Below are 19247 nucleotides of genomic sequence, written 5' to 3'. Positions count from 1 at the left end.
GCTGGACTGGACGAGTCGCGCAAGATGCGTCGACTCGTCAACTCGACAATGCCGCTAGATATTGATGATGTAGTTGGTTGCTGCCATACCCCCGTCCACTTGCAGCGTGTCGGCGGTAATGTATGAAGCTTGCTCCGACGCCAGAAACGCGGCCGCCGCGGCAACTTCCCGCGTGCTCCCATAACGCCCGATCGGAATCCTTCCAACATAGGCTGCGCGGATCGCTCCAGTGTGCATTTCCTGCGTGAGCGGCGTATCGATTGGACCGGGAGTAATCGCATTGACGGTAACCCCATGTGATCCCAACTCAGCCGCCATCACTTGTGTGAGACTGATCAGCCCGGCTTTGGACGCTGCATAGGCTGCTCGTCCCGGTATGCCGCGCACACCCGCACCCGAAGAGATATTGACGATACGTCCGTAGCCCCGCTTCACCATGCGCCTGGCAGCGGCTTGTCCGCACAGGAACGCACCTGTTAGATTGACAGCCAGAACCCGGTTCCACTCGTCGAACGTTGTCTCCAGGAAATCCTTGCGCAGTCCGATACCCGCCGATGTCACCAGGATGTCCGGCCCGCCGAAGGCGTGTTCGACCTGGGCCACCATCGCCTCCACCTCTTGCCCGATCGTAACGTCCATCCGCAACGCGATGACTTTTGCAGCGGCATCAGCCTGTAGCTTCTTGACCAGTGACTCTGCAAGGTCGATGTCACGATCGGCGATGGCAACCGCAGCGCCCTGTTGGACAAAATGCTCGACTATCGCAGCGCCGATACCGCTGGCGCCACCGGTAACGACTGCTACGCGACCCTTTAGATCTTGCATTTCTATCTCCGAAATTTTCCGGTCGCCGAGGCATTCTTGAAGCCCTCGCGACGACTCTTCAGTTTCATCCCTGTCTGCGCGTGCGGTTTTCGGTTTACGAATAGGTGCCGAGCGGTTTGATGTAAGGGTCGAGCATCTCTTGAACCTGTTGGCGGCTAATCACTTCACCTGGATCGGCTTTGCGGACGGTGCGATCCGCTCCGCGATAGACATGCTCGCCCATCATCCGGCCATCCTTTGAATACGGCCAGAACATGCCGGTCAGATTGCTCGTGATGTACCACGCTTCGAGGTCGTCGATCTGCTCGCCAGTGGCCGCAAGATACTTGCCTTGCCAGAGCCGGTGAGACACGGCCTCGGAGGCGAACCCCCAGTCGCTAAGCATGATCTCTTCCTTCTCGAGGAAGATGACCGTCGAGTTCGTTTCCACATACGAGCGATATAGACCAGAAACCGCGTCCAGGCCGTCAAGTACGGTTACGCCTTTGGCGCTGTGAATGACATAGCGAGGGCTTTCGACCGTCATGTCCGGAGACATGATTTCCTCCCATCTCCCGCAGACCTCGAGCTGCGCGTGGCGTCGATAGTTCTCGAGAATCTTTCGATGGAACGGGTTCTTCTCTGTTTCAAGCAGGCGGTCGGCTGCCGCAGTGAGTAAGGGCATCTCAAAGTGCATGGCTTTCCTTTTGGGGTGATGGCGAATCTGTCTCTTGAGTTTAGAAAACCAGCATGAGGCCGTGACGGCGGTGCATCGCATTGTGGTGAGCGGTGAACCATCTGTAAAATACCTGCAAGAGCTTATTGGTAGTCGTTAAAGCTATATCGGCAATAACCCTGATACCCTGAGTCTCGCGACTGGCACTCTCTACGCGTTATGGATATTCGTCATCTGCGTTATTTCGTAGGGGTGTGCGAAGCGGGTAGCCTCTCCAGAGCTGCCGACAGGCTGCACGTGGCGCAGCCTTCACTGGGCCAGCAAATCTCCGCACTTGAAACCGAACTGGACACCCAGTTGTTCGAGCGTTCTCGCCGCGGAATGGTGCTGACGAACGAAGGACGAGTCTTCCTCGATCATGCACGCGTGGTATTGGCGGATGTGGACCGCGCACGAGAAGCTGTGAGAAACGCTAACGCCGTCCCGATGGGAGCGGTCTGCCTCGGCTTGCCAACTACAGTGGGCCTGATGGCAACTATTCCGATCCTGGCAGTCTGTCGCTCCGAGCTGCCCAACGTGCATCTGAAACTGATCGAGGCATATAGCGGCACACTTCAAGAGTGGTTGCAGGCGGGCCGGATCGATATTGCCATTCTCTATGGCGACGCCGTTGAGGTTGGCTTGAAGAAGCGCGCCTTGCTCGATGATCAGCTTGCTTTCATCGCGGGGAACGGAACGGACGTTCCAGCGACTTTCACACTCGAGCAGCTGGAGAACTTTCCGCTCATTCTGCCAGGGGTCGAGCACGGGCTTCGCCGCATGGTCGAAAGTGCCTGCGCTCCACTCCATATCAAGCTCAACGTCGTCGCGGAGATCGATTCGCTCGGAACCGTGAAGCGTGCCGCGGAGCTCGGTCTGGGCTGCACGGTTCTGCCGCCCATGGCGGTTGCTGCGGAAGTAGCTGCCGGCAAGCTTAAGGCGGTGCCGATCGAAGGGCCGCAAATGAGGCGACGCGTCGTACTTGCCATCAATGAAACGAGGCCTGGCAGTCTGGCGAAATCTCGTGTCATTGAGATCGTTGAGCGGGTCATCGCCGATATGGTCGCAGGCGGTGCATGGCCGGCGGAACAGCTGGGTGTGATGGCTCAACAGATTGTTCACCCGTGAGACCGGGATGACCCGACGTGGCGGACCTATCTGAATGAGAGAGACTTCTCCGACACGTTCTTCGATGCTGCAGACTCGCTGTCCGCGCGGGGCCGCGTCCATCATGCTGCTCTTGATGTGGGCAATGCCGTTCTCCGCTGCAGCCGGCGATATCGCCAGCACGCCCGCACTTCCACCGCTGACGCAGGAAGACGTCCAGACCCTGACGCAGGCATACGACATCATCCAGCGCGACTATGCGAGGCCAGTGGACGGCAAGGCTTTGATGTACGGCGCAATCAAGGGCATGGTCGCCGAACTCGATCCGCACTCCGAATTCCTGACGCCCGACGAATTTGCTCCGCTGGTCGACCAGTTAGCAGGCGGGTTCGCGGGCGTAGGTTTGCAGGTCGGCGAACAGGATGGCAGGTTGCTGGTATTCGCGCCGATCGATCAGGCACCCGCACAGCAGGCCGGCATCCGGGCAGGCGATGTCATCACGCGGATTGACGACATACCTACGCAAGGAATGACGGTTCGCGATGCAGTCGCGCGTATGCGCGGTCCGGCAGGAACAACAGTGAACCTCAGCGTCTACCGTGCCACCGGAAACGAAACCCGCACCTTCGAAATCACACGCGCGCTGATCCATACCTCCAGCGTCAGCTCACGTATCGCTGTTCCTGGTTACGCCTACATTCGCATCAGCGGCTTTGACGAACAGACTGTGCCGGACCTTGCGAACCGTTTGCGCGATCTCGCTCGTACAACACCGCCGTTGAAGGGCATGGTGCTGGATCTACGCGCAAATGGTGGAGGGGTGTTGCAGGATGGCGTGGGCGTAGTCAGCGCCTTCGTGCCGGCCGATACGCTGGTCGTCACGGTCCGGGAACGTGAGCCCGGTTCGGGGCATGTGTACCGCGCTACTTACGAGGATTATCGCCGGCCCTCGTTTACCGGCGACCCGCTCGTCGATTTGCCGGCGATGTTCAAAACGCTGCCGCTCGTCGTGCTCATCGATGCACAGTCGGTCTCGGTTACCGAAGTTGTCGCCGCCGCACTGCACGATACGCACAGGGCTACGGTCATGGGTCAGCCTTCGTTTGGTAAAGGCACGATTCAGGTCACCGGGCCATTGAGCGGCGGTGCCGGCCTGATGCTTACGAGGGCCCGTTATTACACGCCGGACGGTGGCTCCATCCAGAATCGCGGAGTCGTGCCGGATGTGTCCCTTGCAGCGTCTGCAGGAGCCGATAGCAGCAACACGTTGCCCAGCGTGCGCGAAGTCGATCTTGCTCATCATCTCGCCAATCCGCTTGACTCCGATGAGACTGCCTATTCCGAGTCTCATGCGCGGGAAGTCGTGAGTCAGCTACGCGCCATAGAGGCACACAATGAGCACGTTTCTTCGAACACACCGTTAACGCCCGCTCATCCCGCGCCGCCCCCTCAAGCTGGGTCGAATGATTTCATGACCGAGCAGGCGTTGAACTGGCTTCGTGGTCAACCTGTCATTCGGCCGCCGAAATAGCCTCTTTGATCCACGTGGTGAATGCATCCATCGTGGCCTGGGTCCGTGTCGGTAGATGACGGTCTCGCCGATAGAGAATCGATACTTCGGGCGCGGGTGTCTCCCATGACTTCAGAATCCGCGTGAGCTTGCCCTCGCCTAACGCGGGTGCCGCAATGAACGAGAGACTCTGCACGATACCCATGCCCGCAATTGCAAGTTGCAGCCGTGCTTCGGCGTCTCCGATCGACGCGATGCTGCGTGGAAATAGCGTTTGCCGTTTCCCGTCCTTGTCGAATTCCCACTCGAGCCGTGCGCCTCGTTGCGGCAACAGAAAATCGATCAGATGATGGTTTGCGAGGTCGTCCGGAGACTCCGGTGTGCCCATTTTTTTCAGGTACGCAGGGGACGCAACTGTAACGCGGCGTGGGCGCCCTAATGGACGCAGCACCAGGTCCTGATCCTCGAGTCCGCCAATGCGTACCGCAAAGTCGATCCCCTCGTGCACAAAATCGCTGCGCTGGTCGTTCATCACGAGTTCGACGTGAATCCCCGGATGTTGTTCGAACCAGGCAGGCAAGCGAGGGACAAGAATCGAGCGCGCAATCGAGACGTTCGCGCTCACCCGGACCCGTCCCGCCAGCATCTCTTGAGAACCCGCGAGCAAGGTTTCGACTTCGTCCAGTTCGCCGAGCAGCCGACAACACAGCTCGTAATAGCGCGCACCCGCCTCGGTAGGCGCAACCGCACGCGTCGTCCGGGCCAATAGCCGCACACCGAGAATTTCCTCGAGGCGAGCCATGCGCTCCGTTGCATTCGAAGAAGACATGCTCATCGATCGGGCCGCCTTACCGAACGAGCCCATTTCCACAATCCGCACGAACAGGCGCATAGCCGCCAACTGATCAACACGCATCCGATTACTCGCTCAGACCGAAAAGTGTCTTCGCATCTTACGCTCTAGGCCGCTTGCCGGCGAAACCCTATCGTGTGGGCTGTTTTCAACGTATGGAGGATCTGCTGTCATGAACTACTGCACATTCGGCCGCTCCGGCCTGCGTATTTCCCGCCTCACACTGGGCGCCATGACGTTCGGTGCGGGGGATGGCATCTGGGCATCGATTGCCGGATTGAATCGTGAGCAGGCAGCGCGTCTGGTCGGGCTTGCCGTCGATCAAGGGGTGAATCTGATCGATACCGCCGATGCTTACTCGCAGGGGCAATCGGAAGTGGTGGTTGGCCAGGTGCTGGCCGATCTTGGTCTCGACGAAACGCGTATGTTGATCGCGACCAAGGTCCGTCTGCGCACAGGCCCTGGCCCGAACCAGGTGGGTCTTGGTCGCTCTCACATCATCCACACTGTCGAAGCGAGCCTTAAGCGGATCGGCCGAGATCACATCGATCTGTTGCAACTGCACGATCGCGACGCACTCACACCGCTCGATGAGACATTGCGTGCACTCGACGATCTCGTTGCACAAGGCAAAGTGCGGCATATCGGCGTGTGCAATTTCAGTGCGTCCGAACTCGAACGGATCCACTCGATCACGTCGCACGCACATTGGGCACAAGCGACCAGTAACCAGGTGCACTACTCGCTCGCCGCACGCGACATCGAGCACGAGATCGCGCCCGTCGCACGGCAACACGATATGGCATTGATGGTCTGGAGTCCGCTTTCAGGTGGTTATCTGAGCGGCAAATACACCGCGCAGAGCGGTACGCCTGAAAAGGGTCGACGTACCAATCTCAACTTTCCGCCCGTCGATCCGCAAAAGGTCGATCCGATCATCGACGAACTACGCGTCGTCGCACATGCATTGAACAGCACGCCTGCGCAGGTCGCGCTTGCGTGGTTGCTCGGGCGTGACGAAGTGGCAACGGTGATTGTTGGGGCTAGTTCGGAGGCGCAGCTTGGCGCCAATCTGCAAGCGGCAGAGCTCGTGCTCCCGCCGGAGCATCGTGAGCGGCTCGATCGCGTCTCGCAACCGGACGTGCCGTATCCGCACTGGATGCAGCGGTTTCATGACAAAGACCGTTTCTGATTGCACATCTCCCCTATGCGAGAAAGCGGAAAGGACGATCACATGACCGAAAGAAAAATTGCTGTTTATCGTGCTCTTGTATTGCTGAGCATTGCTGGAGCCGCGCTTGCAACATTGCCCGCATTTAGCCAGGACACTATGCCCTCCCCTGTACAACCAACGACAAACGACGTCAAAACGATGCAGCTCGATCTCCAGCACCGTTCACACGAGATCCATTGGCCCGATGGTTTCAATCCGGAAACAGCTGACCTGTTTTCGCATAACGAGGCCGTCATCCATGCGTCGTGCGAACGCGTATGGGACAACATCGTCGATGCCACTAAATGGCCTCAGTGGTATCCAAATTCGAAAGACGTCAGCATCGTCGGCGACAGTCCCGTCCTTACTCGCGACGCCGTTTTTCACTGGACGACATTTGGCCTGAAACTGGAAAGCAGGATTCGCGAATTCGTTCCGTACACGCGTATTGGCTGGTACGGTTACGCGCCGGGTACGTCGCCCAGCTTCTACCACACGTGGTATCTGACGCCTGCAGGCGACTCCTGCCGTGTCGTGATGGATGAAGTGGGTAACGGTACCGACGCCGCTCATCTGCGCGAGACCGATGAGAGCCTCATGCATCGCGGCCACGATCTGTGGCTTGCTACGTTGAAGTGGGTTTCTGAAGCACATTGATCAGCGTGCGGGTTTCAATCCGAGCGCATTTCCAGCCTCGAAATGCGAAGCTGATGAGCGAGAAGATCAAGCTTGTCCAGCAGCTCGCGCGATATCGACAGCCCTTCACGGACGCGCTCGGCACGCCTGCGTGCGCGTTCCGTGCCCGGTAGCCTTATCCCGGCCGTTGCGTCAGCACGGCCAGATGTGGTCATCTCATCGACCTGTCGCTCCACGATTGCCAGAAACGACGAAAGAGGAAGGAAGCGTTCGACATCGAGCGCAACGATGAAATGCCCGGAGTTGTTTCCAAACCCACCCCCTGCCGCGAAATCCGGGATGTCCTTGCCGAATGCAGCACCATTCAATGGCCCACCTAGCAAGCCAAGCATAAATGCGAGGCCGAGCCCCTTATGCCCGCCCATCGATGTCAGCAGGCCCCCGTTCACCCTCTTCGGATCGGTAATCGCTTCGCCAGTGGCGCGATCGATCACCCATCCGTCAGGCATCGTGCGACCTTGCAATGCAAACGCCGCAATAACGCCTGATGCGACCGTCGACATACCTATGTCGAGGACGAAGGGCGCATCGCCAGGGCCCGGCACGGCAATCGCAAGTGGGTTCGTGCCGATCAGCGGTTCAGCACTCCCCGCAGGCGCCATGTGATTGACCCCTGACACGGCGCTGTAAATCCCTATCATGCCGTGCGCGCAAGGCATCGACGCATAAACACCGCCGGCGCCTGCGTGGTTCGATCCACGAACACCCACCCAGGCGACACCCGTCTCGCGAGCAATCTGAATGGCCTGCTCTGCGGCGAAGGTCATGATTCGATGACCAGGACCATTGTGTCCGTCGACCAGCGCCGTCGATGGCCCGGTTCTCGACAACACGGGTTGTGCAGTGGGACTTATCTTGCCCGACAAAAGAGCGACCGCATATTGCGGCAGCCGGAAAATACCGTGCGCATCTGCGCCGGTTAGATCCGCTTCGATCATCTGAATCGCAACGCACTCTGCGTCCGCTTCGCTAACGCCAAGCGCCTCCAACACATCGGCAATGAAATTTCTGGCCCGCGCGGCGTCAATCCTGACCGGATTATCTGGAGCGTCCGCTTTCATCGTTGCGCTCCTAGTTCGCGCATCGTTTCGCCAACCCAATCTGCAATGGAGTCAACGCCGAGGGAAATGTTGTCGATGCTGCAGTGCTCCGCGCCGCCGTCGTCAATCGAATGAATTTTCAGCTCGCGCTTGACGCTGTTGACGCAATCGTCGAAGGTCTGCTGCGCCTGCTCGAGTTTGATCTGCCGGTCATTGCCACCGTGTTCAATGAGAATCGGGCAACGGATACGATGGAGCACACCGGCAAGCGTCATGCGGTCGGCCGTCTCCAGCAAATCCTCGACACTCTGTGAGCCAAACACCCACATCGCGTGATTCCAGTAGTGGGGCACGGGAAGACTCCGATCGCGGCTCTCATAGCGATAGCGCTGCGTCGCTCCCCAGTTGTAGTTCGCTCCCCACGCAACACAGCACGCAAGCCGCGGCTCAAACGCCGCCGCGCGCGGAGCATGATAGCCACCGAGCGAAAGCGCCATGATTCCAATGCGACGGGGATCGACATCGGGACGTGACTCCAGATAATCGACACAGGCGGCGGCCGGAACTTCAGCCTCCGGGAAATTCTTCAGCCCGCGCCGCCTGAGCGACTCTCCGACTCCAGGATTATCAACAAGGAGCGCGCTCACGCCGCGGCGACTCAGTTCCGGTCCCATCCCAACGAGATAGAGAATTTCCTTGGTGACGTCCAGTCCGTCGAAGTGAATCATGCAAGGCGTCTGCGCATCCCGATCGTTTGCTGCCGGTACAAACAGGGCCGGTAAAAACGTATCTTTGTAGGGCACTTCAACCCGCTCGCACTTCTGACCCGTCAACTGCAGGTACTTCTCGAAACATTCGAGGACTTTCTGATAAGCCTGTTTCCGGGGCTCGAAGTCCGGTGCCTGCATCCGCTCGGCCTGCAGGTAGTAAATGGTCGCGCGCCGATACTTCATCCCGGCGCTGTACGAATGTCCCTTCCGTTCGTCTTCTCGTGCGAGTCGGGTCAGACGCTCGCCGAGCGACGACCATGCCGTAAACAGCTTCTCGCTTGCAGCTGGATCTCCGCGGTTCGACGCTTCACGTGCCGCCCCCGACACGCTGTCGATCTCTCCAATCTGGCCACCCATGCCGAGGCAAAGGTTGACCGCCATATTCCATGTGTAGTTGCCAGGAAAATATTCAAACATTGCGGATCCTGAAGTTTGATGTTTCGTTGTCATGCCGACGCGGCACACTCCGATCATGATCGGGCCTATCTGATAAGCCGGTAACCGTCTATCGCTCGACCTTACAAGCGCGTCCGCCGGACTGCGGACAATTGAACCGTCAATGCTCCGGCAACCACTGGAATCATCGCCAGCACGTAGGCGATAGTCGAGAAGCCCCACTGCTTATGCACGAGACCGCCGACGAAAAGGGACGCGCATATCTGCCCAAGGCGACCCGCACCCATTGCCCAACCCACTGCCGTTGAACGGGCCACTACCGGATAAAGGGTGGCGCACAGCGCCATGATTGCCGAGGCGGCCAGATCGAGCAGAAAGCCGGTCAGCAACATGCTGAACGCGGCAGGAAAAATGGCGCCACCGGCCGCGGCAAAACCCGCCATGCAAACCGCAGCCGAAGCGAAAGCGACGAGTAGTACGCGTACGCTGCCGAAACGCATCATCAGCACACCGGCCACAAGCATGCCGGCTACACCGCCCAGGTTCTCGAGACCGACCATCCATGCCGCGGTTGACGGCCTGACACCAGCGAGATGAAGCAGCGACGGATACCATAAGAAAATGGTGCTGAGCACGCCGTAGGTGGCAAAAAATATCGCCCACAGCGTCAAGGTCTGCATCGTCCAGCCATCGCGAAACAGCAGGAACAGGGAACCGGTATCCGCTTTCGTACTGTTCGCCCGCAGATCCACTTCGCCTCTTACTGCGTTACCTCGAAGATGTGCGACCACAGGCGCCGCGCCCGCAGAAATTCCCCGTGTCGACATGAATTGCAGCGACTCGGGCAACATGGCGAACATGCCGATAACAAGCGCGAGCGGTAAGCCACCGACCAGATAGAACAGCACGTTCAAGCCGAATCGCGTCACCATGTACGAGCCAAGAAAGCCACCGAGCATGCCGCCGATTGGATAGGCCGCGAACAGCGCCGTCACCATGACGCGCCGGAATCGTTCCGGTAGATACTCCGATGCAAGCGTGATGAAGCACGGGGTCGCACCGCCGAGGCCAATGCCTGCGATCAGGCGGATCAACGCCAACGTGCCCAGCGTTGGCGCGAACGCGGTTGCAACCGTCAGCATGCCAAAGAGCAGCACGGAAAGAATCAGCATGGGACGGCGACCGAAGCGATCGGCAAGAAGACCGATCAACAGCGCGCCGATCATGTACCCGGCCTGTCCCGCCGCGAACACTGTCCCCAGTGCTGATGTTCCAACGTGCAAACGGTCCGCGAGCAAAGAACCGGCTACGCCGATCGCCTGGCTATCCATCCCGTCAAGAAGCGCAACGAGCGCGCACAACGCATACGTCCGCTTTTGCAATGGCCTAAGCGGAATACAACCGTCGATCAGGTTGTCGACATCGACCGTCTCCCTGCCCGTACGTTGCAATGTGGTCGCGGTAGCCGCGGCGCCACCGCTGCTGCCCGATATCGGCCCTGACTTGCAATCGTGCGGCACCGCCGATTTCACCGCCCTGTTCCCAACACAGTCACTCACCAATTGTCTCCAGTGCGGCTCCACGCGTCTCGATTCCAAACAGGAGGAAGCTCAACCCGGCCACGAGATAGCACGTCGCGAGAAAACCGAAAGCGGGGATGAGCGATGCGAGTGAAGCGGCAGGATTGATTACGTTGGACGATCCGACGATCAGAGCAAGTCCAAGTGGACCGATGATTTTCCCAAGACCTCCGACCCCATACGCCCATCCCATGCCCGTGGCGCGCAGCGACGATGGCCATATTTCTGACGAGTAGGGGCCGACCACCGCAAAAGCACCATCGACAAACACGTTGGCAAGGATCAATCCGCTCACGAACGCTGACAGCGTGCCAATCGTCGTGGCGTGGCCGAACGCTGCCGCGGTTAGGAGGAATGCCCCACCTAATCCGGCCATCGCTCCACATGCGCGACGTCCAATGCGGTCCGCCAGGATCGAAAAGAAGATCCGGCCGGAAAATCCCGCCAACGTAACGAAGATCATCAAAAATGACGCTCGCGCCGGCGACACGCCTAATTGAAGGACGAACAACGTTGGCGCCCACATCAGGAAACCGTAGTAACCCGTTTGCGCGGTCAGATTGATCATCCAGGTCAGCGCGACGCGACGCGGATAAGAGAAAAGATCGCGCATACCGACCTGCATCCGCCGTATCGGTGCGGGCGCGGCGGGCAAGGTGCAAGGGTCTACCTCAAGTGCCCACGCGATCGAACGCCGCGCCTCGTCGACCCGTCCCACAGAAAGCAACCAGTGTGGAGATTCCGGGACCCACGTGCGAATAAGCAGCGTCAGCAGCGCAGGAGCGAGCCCTACCCCGAAGAGACCGCGCCAGCCGATCCAGTGCGACAGGAAAGCAGCAATCACTGACCCAAGCAACATCCCGACCGGCACGGCAGCGGTAACCAGTCCCCCGACCAAACCGCGCTTCGATGCAGGCACAAACTCCTGCGTAAGCGGAAGATCCACACAGTAAAGTCCGCCCACCCCGAATCCGACGATAAAGCGAAACACGGCTAAATACACCCATCCGTGATCCGGCGTGAAGGCCAACGCGCCGCTAGCCAGCGAAAAATTGACGACCGTCGCAAGAAATACCTTGCGCCTGCCGAACCGGTCGGCAATCCGTCCGTAGACAATGGCGCCTCCCATTGCGCCAACACCCGACGAAAGCAGGATGAGCGCCGATTGACCAAAGCTCAGGTGCCACGGGCCAACGACAAAGGCGAGTACAAATCCAACGACGAAATAGTCGAAAAACTCCAGCATGTCGCCGAGTATCGCCGCAGTGATGACGCGCCACTGGTTTCCCGTCAATCGCGTCTGCTGGTCGAGGCACGCCAATAGCGCGCTACGTCCGGCGATAGCAGGGTTCAGATTTGTGTCTACGTCACCCTTGCTTGCATGTCGGGTGAAATGCTGATCCATCAATCGTCTTCCTCTCCTGGTGCGCCTGTGGCTCGGTCAGGTTGTCCTCACGGAGGTGTGTATTTTCTCTTTTAATTATTGTTTGATAATTTAAGACGTGAAACGCTGCTTGTCAATCTGGAAACAGCATCACATTGCGTTGCACGGGTAAACGATCAGCCTCGTCCTCAACGGCAATGTTTCACCAACAGATCAACCGGATACGAGACGGAAAATGGTTGCCAGACACACGCTTATTGCGGGTGTCGAGCGCAGTGTTCCAGACGAGGTGGGATGTGCGTGCGGGTGCAAGAAGTCGTGCTGGCAACGGGTTGCACGACGAGGCAGTCAAGAAAAGGAATTGCTCTTGTAACGCACCGTGGAACCCACTAGGACAACAGCGCACCAATTGCGTCGTTGCGGAAAATTCAGGGGCGGCGAGCCTCGGCCGTGAACCGCGCGATTGCGTGAGGTGCTGCGTCGATGAAGGCATCGATTGTTACGTCAAGAACGTTCTGGCTTAGCTCGTGGTCGGTCGATGTGCCGAAGGCACAACGCCGGATCCCATGGTAGAAGATCCCACCGTGAAAGGACCATACGAAGTCGAGTTCGTCTTCCGTAATGGGAATCTCGAGTCCAGACACCATCCTGTACTCGGCGCGTAACTCCTCGCACAGCGGCATCAGGATGCGCTGCTCAAGGATACGGAAGTACCGGCGGTTGATTTCCACACCCGAAAGTCCGGCGAAAACATAAAGCCGCATCCAGTCACGATTGAAGACGACCTTCAGGTATGAGTTATAAAACTGGACGAGGCGTTCCCGAAGTGAAAGTGACCGGTCACGGATCAGTTTGGGCCATTGGCTGTCCCAACGCTGGGTGAACACGGCATCGAACACGGCATCGACCAGATCATCTTTCGATTCGAAATAACGAAACATGAGCGGCTGGGTCACGCCAATCTGTTTCGCCAGGTCATGCGTCGAGCCACTAAAGCCATGTTCGGAAAAGAAATTGATACTTTCGCGGATGATCTGCGCCCGCCTCTCGTCCGGCGATTGCCGGCGCCGCTTTTCCGGCACCGCGGAAACAGCAGCACGGGTGCGCGTCGATCTGGCTTTAGCGTTCACGTTACCTTGCGTCCTCTCGAAAGTCAGTTGCCATATTTTGAACGGCTACTGTGCGTGAATCCTGGTCGGCGGTCATGCGCCACGTTGCCAGCAACATACCGTCGTCGACACCGGAACCCCACGCATTATATCGACTCGTCGACGCAATGCCTGCTTCGTGTCAAGGCGTGGCTTTCCCGATAAAGCGCATCGCTTCGCTGATGACAGTGGAATGATCCACCATTCGATTGTGGCCAAAGCCATCCGTTGAGTAAAGTTGCGCATCGGGCCATAGTTCAGCGAACCGCGCGCCCTCTTCCCATGGCGTCACGCGATCCTGTCGGTCGTGAATGATCAATGCCGGTTCGGTGCGAACTTTCAGGTAACCTGAAGCATCGTAATCAGAAAAACGCTGGCCGGTTAATTTGTGTACCCACTCCTCAAACAGAGCAAAAACTTTGGGCGAAATGCCTAACTCACGAAAGTGGCGACGTGTACCTTCCTCCGCAGCCAGCATCGGAGCGATCAGGACATATCGGAGCGGCGGTGTCGCATCTTCTCGCGCGAAGACAGCGGCGGTTGCTCCAAGTGAGTGGCCGATCAAGACACTGGGTTGACCGAAACGCCGGCCTATTTGACGGAGCACTGACGTAAAGCGAGCGAGATGGCTGACTCGACCACCGCTCAAGCCGTGTCCGACCTGGTCGAAACAAACCACCGCGTAGCCAAGCGCGAGTAAGTGTGGCACCCACGGAGTAAAGCGCAGCGCGTAACTCGACCACCCATGCGATATCAAGACGAACGGTTGGCACGATGGATCACCCCATACGTAGATCTCAATCCACTCTCCGTCGAGTTGGATTCTTGACCTTTGAACATCTCCCAGGGACGCAAGTTTACTTTTGGCATGCTTGTACGTTGAGGGATCCGGCGTGACGAACAGTTTCCCCAAGTATTGAACCACTAGCCTGGGTGCCAGCTTGCTGGCTACCGACAAGACCAGTCGTAGCCCTCCTACCTTGATAGCTTTACCCATTCTGTTACCTCTGTACGAGTCACTGAGCGGCCCTCAATCCTGTCAACGACAAGGTTCGAAGTTATTGGCACGGTGCTCAGAGTTTCCTGCGATCGCGATGCATCGATGACCGTTTCTTGTCTTCGTTCTCGCAAACATAGACGGTCTCCGCCTGGGCTCGTAGACGGATCGACTCCGCGAGCCAGCGGCGTACCTCGACAGCAATCCGGCGCCATTCATCATGTGTTAAGACCCGCTTCATTGCGCATCCCTCTCGATCTTCCATTCACGCATCAATGTCTGGGGCAACACTAAACGGATATCTCGTCTGAATGAAGAGCTATGCCGTCATGAATCCAATGACTTTCGGTCATTGATTGATCATCACCGTGTCTGGTCACACCGCGTCGCCTTCATGCACAAACGACCGTCAGGATATGATCTGGGCTTACTGCACTCCGAGTCACCGCAAGCCAGTAACGCAGGCAACGATTCAATGGAAGCCACCGATGAAGCCGGATCCAGTCAAGATGGAAGCGGAACCCGAACGACGCCCCGCTACGGCCTATGAGGTCGCGGAACTCGCGGGCGTATCCCAGTCCGCGGTATCGCGCGTCTTCACGCCCGGTGCCAGCGTTTCCACGGGCATGCGCGAGAAAGTTCTGGATGCGGCGCAGCAACTTGGCTACCGCCCTAACCTCGTTGCCCGCTCGCTCATTACGAGGCGATCGAGTCTCATTGGCGTCGCGGTACCCGGTACCGCCAACCCCTTCTATCAGGCGGCGCTTGACGCGCTCTCCACGTCCTTTGCCAGAATCGGCTATCGGGTTTTGCTATTCACCTCCGATCCCCTTGCCGGCTCCGACCCGATCCTCGAAGAAGTATTGCGCTATCGCGTGGATGCGCTGGTTCTCATCTCGACGAGTCTTTCATCTCGCTTCGCCGATGAGTGCCTTCAACAGGGCCTCCCGGTCGTCATGCTCAACCGCAAGACAGACGGTGATTCTGTGCCCAGTGTCGCAGGAGACAACCGGCGAGGCGCAAAGGAGCTCGCCGCCTTCCTGTTCGCCGGCAAACATCGGCGTTTCGCGTACGTCGCCGGGCTTGAGCATTCGTCGACGAACCGGGATCGGGAGGCCGGATTCCTCGAAGGTCTAGCCGAACGCAAAGTCCGTCATGTCGATCGTGTGACTGGAAATTATTCCGCTGACGATACCGCGTCGGCTGTGCGCACACTGCTGTCGTCTACAACACCACCTGACGCGATATTTTGCGCGAACGATTACATGGCGCTCGTGGCCATCAATCTTGCCCGAACCGAATTCGGGCTTAACGTGGGCACCGACGTTTCCATCGTCGGATTTGACGACATCGACATGGCGCGGTGGCCGATCTTCGGGCTGACCACCTACTCGCAACCGGTGAAATTGATGGTCCAGCGCGTCGTTCAGGTGGTGGAGCGCCAGCTTTCCGCAGCAGTCGTGCCCGCCGTGCAACACATCATCGACGGAGAGTTGATCGTGCGCGGCTCCGCACGCGTACCGCAGACCGGCGTGGTGCAGTCCGCAGACCAGTGGACCTGGCGCTCGCGCAAGCGCCAGGACATATCGCGGTGAGCGTCATTTTCGTGCTCACATAGATATAAATTATCACTTGATATCTTGAATTTCCTCCGAGGCAGGTCTATCCTCAACCGAGGATTGCATTCGTATGCAATCACATTTGCATTCGAATGCAAAATTCCCGAACCCATACCCGAAGGAGAAGTTCAAATGGCCAGATGGCTCAAGCATGGCGCAGAGGCTGACGTGATCAAGTCTGCCGCGAAAGAAGTCCGCGATACGGTGGAAGCAACCCTCGCGGACATCGAAACGCGCGGAGATGAGGCAATACGCGAACTGTCGATCCGGTTCGACAAGCTGGACCGTGACGATTACAGACTGTCGCAGCGTGAAATCGACGATTGCCTCTCCCAGTTGACCACGCGTGACATTACGGACATCGAATTCGCTCAGAAGCAGGTAGAAAACTTCGCTCGACACCAACGCGCATCAATCCTCGACATCGAGGTTGAGACGCTTCCCGGCGTGATCCTTGGGCACAGGAACATTCCAGTCAACTCTGCAGGTTGTTATGTGCCGGGCGGTAAATATCCGCTACTCGCTTCTGCTCACATGTCGGTCATCACGGCTCGTGTTGCCGGCGTGCCACGCATCATCACCTGTGCACCGCCCTTTCACGGCAAGCCTGCTCCCGCGATTGTCGCTGCACAGCATATGGCCGGGGCGCATGAAATCTATTGCCTCGGAGGCATCCAGGCAGTCGGTGCCATGGCGATCGGCACAGAGAAAATTGCACCTGTAGACATGCTCGTCGGCCCGGGTAACGCATTCGTCGCGGAAGCCAAGCGACAACTTTTCGGCCGCGTCGGCATCGATCTCTTCGCCGGACCGACCGAGACGCTCGTGATCGCAGACGAATCGGTCGACGGCGAGATGTGCGCGACGGATCTGCTTGGACAAGCGGAACATGGTCCGGACTCACCCGCCGTCCTGCTGACAACCTCAGAAAAACTCGCGCATGAAACGCTGACGGAGATCGAGCGGCTGCTCAAGATCCTCCCGACCGCCGATATTGCGCGCAAGTCGTGGGACAAATACGGCGAAGTCATCATTGCGGACAGTGACGAGGAGATGGTCAAGATCGCCAACGACATCGCGTCTGAACACGTTCAGGTATTGACGCGAGATGTCGACTACTTCCTCAAGAACATGACCAACTACGGCGCGCTGTTTCTCGGTCCGCGCACAAACGTTGCGTTCGGCGACAAGACCATTGGCACGAACCATACGTTACCCACGAAGAAGGCGGCGCGTTATACGGGCGGGCTATGGGTCGGGAAATTCCTGAAGACCTGCACGTACCAGCAAGTTCTGACAGACGAAGCGTCCGCGCTGGTCGGTGAGTACTGTTCCCGTCTATGTGCGCTAGAAGGTTTCGCGGGGCACGGCGAACAGGCAAATCTGCGCGTGCGTCGCTACGGGCACCGCGATGTGCCATACGGCGGAGCCGCGGTCTGAAAACTTCCGGATCGCCCGATTTCCGGTTGGCACTGCGCATACGTGGCTACTCGCGGGTCGTCCCGTATCCAGTCGGGTAGTAGCGGCTGCTACGTTCGCAAAAGATTGTGCATATGACTGGGCGGAAGTCAGCTTGCACGGTTGCAAGCTGACTTTTATAAGGGAACTGGCGAGGAGACACGAGATGAATCAGGAGCGAAGCGAAATACGCGACGGCATGCAGATCACGTGGGACGCTGCGATTCAGATGGATGACGGCGTGGTATTGCGGGCAGACATCTTCAGGCCCGTCGACGCAGGAAGATATCCCGTCATCATGAGCTACGGCCCATATGGCAAGGGGCTGGCGTTTCAAGACGGCTACAGGACAGCGTGGCAATCGATGGAGCGAGACTATCCCGACGCGGTTACCGGAACCAGCAACGCGTACGCGAACTGGGAAGTCGTCGACCCGGAAAAATGGGTTCCGCACGGTTATGTCGTCGTGCGCGTCGATTCGCGCGGCGCAGGGAGATCGCCTGGCTACCTCTGCCACAACAATCATCGAGAACAGAAGGACTACCACGAGTGCATTGAATGGGCGGCCGCTCAGCCATGGAGCACCGGCAAGGTAGGGCTGAATGGGATCTCATACTACGGCGCGAATCAATGGCGCGCCGCCGCGACTCAGCCTTTGCATCTTGCTGCAATCTGCGTTTGGGAAGGTTGGCATGACAACTATCGTGACGGCAATCGGCACGGCGGCATTCTGTGTACGTTTCGCAAGAACTGGCAGGACATGCAGGTCAAGACGGTCCAGCACGGCGTTGGCGAGCGTGGCGCGACTAGCAGACTGACAGGAGAGCTGGCGTGCGGGCCGGAGACCTTGACGAACGACGAACTGGTCAGCAATCGAGAGGACATGCACCATGAAATGCTCTCGCGAGCGCTGCTAACCGACTACTATAAAGAGCGTTCGGTCGACCTCACGAAGGTACAGGTGCCGCTGCTCTCCGCTGCTAACTGGGGTGGACAAGGATTGCATGCGCGCGGCAACTTCGAAGGATTTATCGGCGCCGCGTCTACCCAGAAATGGCTTGAGGTACACGGTGGTTCTCATTGGGCGCCTTTTTATACCGACTACGGCGTAGCACTGCAGAAGAGATTTTTCGATTACTTTCTGAAGGGTGAAAACAACGGTTGGCAAGACCAGCCGAAAGTACAGTTGCAGGTACGCCACCTCGACAGGTACGTGCTTCGTTACGAGGATGAGTGGCCGCTTGCCAGAACGGCATGGACGTCGCTCTACCTCGATCCCCACACTCTGCAGTTAAGCGACAGCCGTCCTCAGTTTGTCAGTACGGTGCAGTACCGGGCGATGGGAAAAGGCGTGACGTTTATGACGCCGCCGCTTTCGGTCGATACGGAATTCACGGGCCCTTCGTCCTTGACTCTGATCATTTCGTCCTCGACCGCCGATGCAGACTTCTTTGTCGTTCTTCACGTTTTCGATCCGGCTGGAAACGAAGTGACATTTCAGGGAGCACTCGATCCCAAGGCCCCTCTGACACAAGGATGGCTACGCGCATCGCAGCGAAAGCTGGAGCCGGACAGATCGCGGCCGTACCGGCCATTTCATTCCCACGATGAGTCGCAGCCCCTGGAGCCGGGGGTTCCCTATGAAGTCGACATCGAGATCTGGCCAACGTGCGTTGTTCTTCCAAAGGGTTATCGGCTCGGTCTTACGATCATGGGAAGAGACTACGAACACGGTCTGGAACAATCGACCCTTTCGAACATGAAGAATCCGATGAAGGGATGCGGTCCTTTCTTGCACGACGATCCGGTCGATCGGCCGTCGGAGATCTTCGACAACATCGTGACTTTGCACTTTGATCCGGAACGGCCAGCCACGCTATTGGTCCCCGTGATACCCGAACGAAGCTGACGTGAACTATTGAGTATCGTTTAACTGCGTCCGCTGGCCTATCCAGCG

16 protein-coding genes are annotated in these 19247 nt (G+C 58.2%); 7 read left to right on the top strand and 9 right to left on the bottom strand.

The annotated features are described in order from the left end of the window. Window positions 1-54: 54 nt before the first annotated feature. Both FNZ07_RS09035 and FNZ07_RS09030 read right to left on the bottom strand, forming a co-directional pair. A complete protein-coding gene (locus tag FNZ07_RS09035; protein WP_091015715.1) occupies window positions 55-825 on the bottom strand; it encodes an SDR family NAD(P)-dependent oxidoreductase in 771 nt (256 codons plus the stop codon). A 94-nt stretch (window positions 826-919) separates the two neighbouring features. Then, a complete protein-coding gene (locus tag FNZ07_RS09030; RefSeq protein ID WP_091015713.1) occupies window positions 920-1501 on the bottom strand; it encodes a hypothetical protein in 582 nt (193 codons plus the stop codon). 198 nt (window positions 1502-1699) lie between these two features. On the opposite strand from FNZ07_RS09030, the gene FNZ07_RS09025 reads away from it, so the two are divergent. Both FNZ07_RS09025 and FNZ07_RS09020 read left to right on the top strand, forming a co-directional pair. Continuing rightward, window positions 1700-2647: a LysR family transcriptional regulator gene (locus FNZ07_RS09025; RefSeq protein WP_091015711.1), complete on the top strand. Its 948-nt coding sequence runs from the start codon at window positions 1700-1702 to the stop codon at window positions 2645-2647. A gap of 103 nt (window positions 2648-2750) precedes the next feature. After that, window positions 2751-4157: a S41 family peptidase gene (locus FNZ07_RS09020; RefSeq protein WP_170275704.1), complete on the top strand. Its 1407-nt coding sequence runs from the start codon at window positions 2751-2753 to the stop codon at window positions 4155-4157. On the opposite strand, the gene FNZ07_RS09015 is transcribed toward FNZ07_RS09020, so the two are convergent. After that, entirely contained in the window at window positions 4138-5001 is an 864-nt protein-coding gene (locus tag FNZ07_RS09015; protein ID WP_245811631.1) for a LysR family transcriptional regulator, read from the bottom strand. The two genes, FNZ07_RS09020 and FNZ07_RS09015, sit on opposite strands and share 20 nt — an antisense overlap. Before the next feature lie 160 nt (window positions 5002-5161). Between FNZ07_RS09015 and FNZ07_RS09010 the strand changes: the two genes are divergently transcribed. Both FNZ07_RS09010 and FNZ07_RS09005 read left to right on the top strand, forming a co-directional pair. Then, entirely contained in the window at window positions 5162-6181 is a 1020-nt protein-coding gene (locus FNZ07_RS09010; protein ID WP_091015704.1) for an aldo/keto reductase, read from the top strand. A gap of 42 nt (window positions 6182-6223) precedes the next feature. After that, window positions 6224-6859: an SRPBCC family protein gene (locus FNZ07_RS09005; protein ID WP_170275703.1), complete on the top strand. Its 636-nt coding sequence runs from the start codon at window positions 6224-6226 to the stop codon at window positions 6857-6859. Window positions 6860-6873: 14 nt separating this feature from the next. On the opposite strand, the gene FNZ07_RS09000 is transcribed toward FNZ07_RS09005, so the two are convergent. The 6 genes from FNZ07_RS09000 to FNZ07_RS08975 all read right to left on the bottom strand — a co-directional run bounded on the left by FNZ07_RS09000 (window position 6874) and on the right by FNZ07_RS08975 (window position 14213). Beyond that, window positions 6874-7959, bottom strand: a complete 1086-nt coding sequence (locus FNZ07_RS09000; RefSeq protein ID WP_091015699.1) for an Ldh family oxidoreductase — start codon at window positions 7957-7959, stop codon at window positions 6874-6876. Next, on the bottom strand, window positions 7956-9125 hold the full coding sequence (locus tag FNZ07_RS08995) for an alpha/beta hydrolase family protein (RefSeq protein ID WP_091015696.1): 1170 nt from the start codon (window positions 9123-9125) through the stop codon (window positions 7956-7958). Before FNZ07_RS08995 ends, FNZ07_RS09000 begins: the two co-directional genes overlap by 4 nt. 101 nt (window positions 9126-9226) lie before the next feature. Beyond that, on the bottom strand, window positions 9227-10663 hold the full coding sequence (locus FNZ07_RS08990; protein WP_143098124.1) for an MFS transporter: 1437 nt from the start codon (window positions 10661-10663) through the stop codon (window positions 9227-9229). Beyond that, window positions 10656-12089 (bottom strand): MFS transporter, encoded by a 1434-nt coding sequence (locus FNZ07_RS08985; protein WP_091015691.1) that lies wholly within the window; start codon window positions 12087-12089, stop codon window positions 10656-10658. The genes FNZ07_RS08990 and FNZ07_RS08985 overlap by 8 nt, the downstream gene beginning before the upstream one ends. A gap of 407 nt (window positions 12090-12496) precedes the next feature. Next, a complete protein-coding gene (locus tag FNZ07_RS08980) occupies window positions 12497-13198 on the bottom strand; it encodes a TetR/AcrR family transcriptional regulator (RefSeq protein ID WP_170275702.1) in 702 nt (233 codons plus the stop codon). A 160-nt stretch (window positions 13199-13358) separates the two neighbouring features. Beyond that, window positions 13359-14213 (bottom strand): alpha/beta hydrolase, encoded by an 855-nt coding sequence (locus FNZ07_RS08975; RefSeq protein WP_091015685.1) that lies wholly within the window; start codon window positions 14211-14213, stop codon window positions 13359-13361. A gap of 488 nt (window positions 14214-14701) precedes the next feature. Here FNZ07_RS08975 and FNZ07_RS08970 point away from each other — a divergent pair, with 488 nt between their 5' ends. The 3 genes from FNZ07_RS08970 (at window position 14702) to FNZ07_RS08960 (ending at window position 19199) form a co-directional block, all read left to right on the top strand. After that, window positions 14702-15808, top strand: coding sequence for a LacI family DNA-binding transcriptional regulator (locus tag FNZ07_RS08970; RefSeq protein WP_211367820.1), 1107 nt, complete (start codon window positions 14702-14704; stop codon window positions 15806-15808). 156 nt (window positions 15809-15964) lie between these two features. Then, a complete protein-coding gene (gene hisD, locus FNZ07_RS08965) occupies window positions 15965-17272 on the top strand; it encodes a histidinol dehydrogenase (RefSeq protein WP_091015682.1) in 1308 nt (435 codons plus the stop codon). Window positions 17273-17456: 184 nt separating this feature from the next. Beyond that, window positions 17457-19199, top strand: a complete 1743-nt coding sequence (locus FNZ07_RS08960; RefSeq protein ID WP_245811601.1) for a CocE/NonD family hydrolase — start codon at window positions 17457-17459, stop codon at window positions 19197-19199. Window positions 19200-19247: the final 48 nt, after the last annotated feature.

It is taken from the genome of Paraburkholderia megapolitana, from assembly GCF_007556815.1.
Classification (GTDB): domain Bacteria; phylum Pseudomonadota; class Gammaproteobacteria; order Burkholderiales; family Burkholderiaceae; genus Paraburkholderia; species Paraburkholderia megapolitana.
This window is presented reverse-complemented; position numbering and strand designations above follow the sequence as displayed.

Coding starts and splice junctions, on each gene's coding strand:
- FNZ07_RS08975 (WP_091015685.1), bottom strand. CDS start 14,213: ATGGGTAAAGCTATCAAGGTAGGAGGGCTACGACTGGTCTTGTCGGTA.
- FNZ07_RS08970 (WP_211367820.1), top strand. CDS start 14,702: ATGAAGCCGGATCCAGTCAAGATGGAAGCGGAACCCGAACGACGCCCC.
- FNZ07_RS09025 (WP_091015711.1), top strand. CDS start 1,700: ATGGATATTCGTCATCTGCGTTATTTCGTAGGGGTGTGCGAAGCGGGT.
- FNZ07_RS08960 (WP_245811601.1), top strand. CDS start 17,457: ATGAATCAGGAGCGAAGCGAAATACGCGACGGCATGCAGATCACGTGG.
- FNZ07_RS09000 (WP_091015699.1), bottom strand. CDS start 7,959: ATGAAAGCGGACGCTCCAGATAATCCGGTCAGGATTGACGCCGCGCGG.
- hisD (WP_091015682.1), top strand. CDS start 15,965: ATGGCCAGATGGCTCAAGCATGGCGCAGAGGCTGACGTGATCAAGTCT.
- FNZ07_RS09030 (WP_091015713.1), bottom strand. CDS start 1,501: ATGCACTTTGAGATGCCCTTACTCACTGCGGCAGCCGACCGCCTGCTT.
- FNZ07_RS09035 (WP_091015715.1), bottom strand. CDS start 825: ATGCAAGATCTAAAGGGTCGCGTAGCAGTCGTTACCGGTGGCGCCAGC.
- FNZ07_RS09015 (WP_245811631.1), bottom strand. CDS start 5,001: ATGGGCTCGTTCGGTAAGGCGGCCCGATCGATGAGCATGTCTTCTTCG.
- FNZ07_RS08985 (WP_091015691.1), bottom strand. CDS start 12,089: ATGGATCAGCATTTCACCCGACATGCAAGCAAGGGTGACGTAGACACA.
- FNZ07_RS08995 (WP_091015696.1), bottom strand. CDS start 9,125: ATGTTTGAATATTTTCCTGGCAACTACACATGGAATATGGCGGTCAAC.
- FNZ07_RS09020 (WP_170275704.1), top strand. CDS start 2,751: ATGCTGCTCTTGATGTGGGCAATGCCGTTCTCCGCTGCAGCCGGCGAT.
- FNZ07_RS09010 (WP_091015704.1), top strand. CDS start 5,162: ATGAACTACTGCACATTCGGCCGCTCCGGCCTGCGTATTTCCCGCCTC.
- FNZ07_RS09005 (WP_170275703.1), top strand. CDS start 6,224: ATGACCGAAAGAAAAATTGCTGTTTATCGTGCTCTTGTATTGCTGAGC.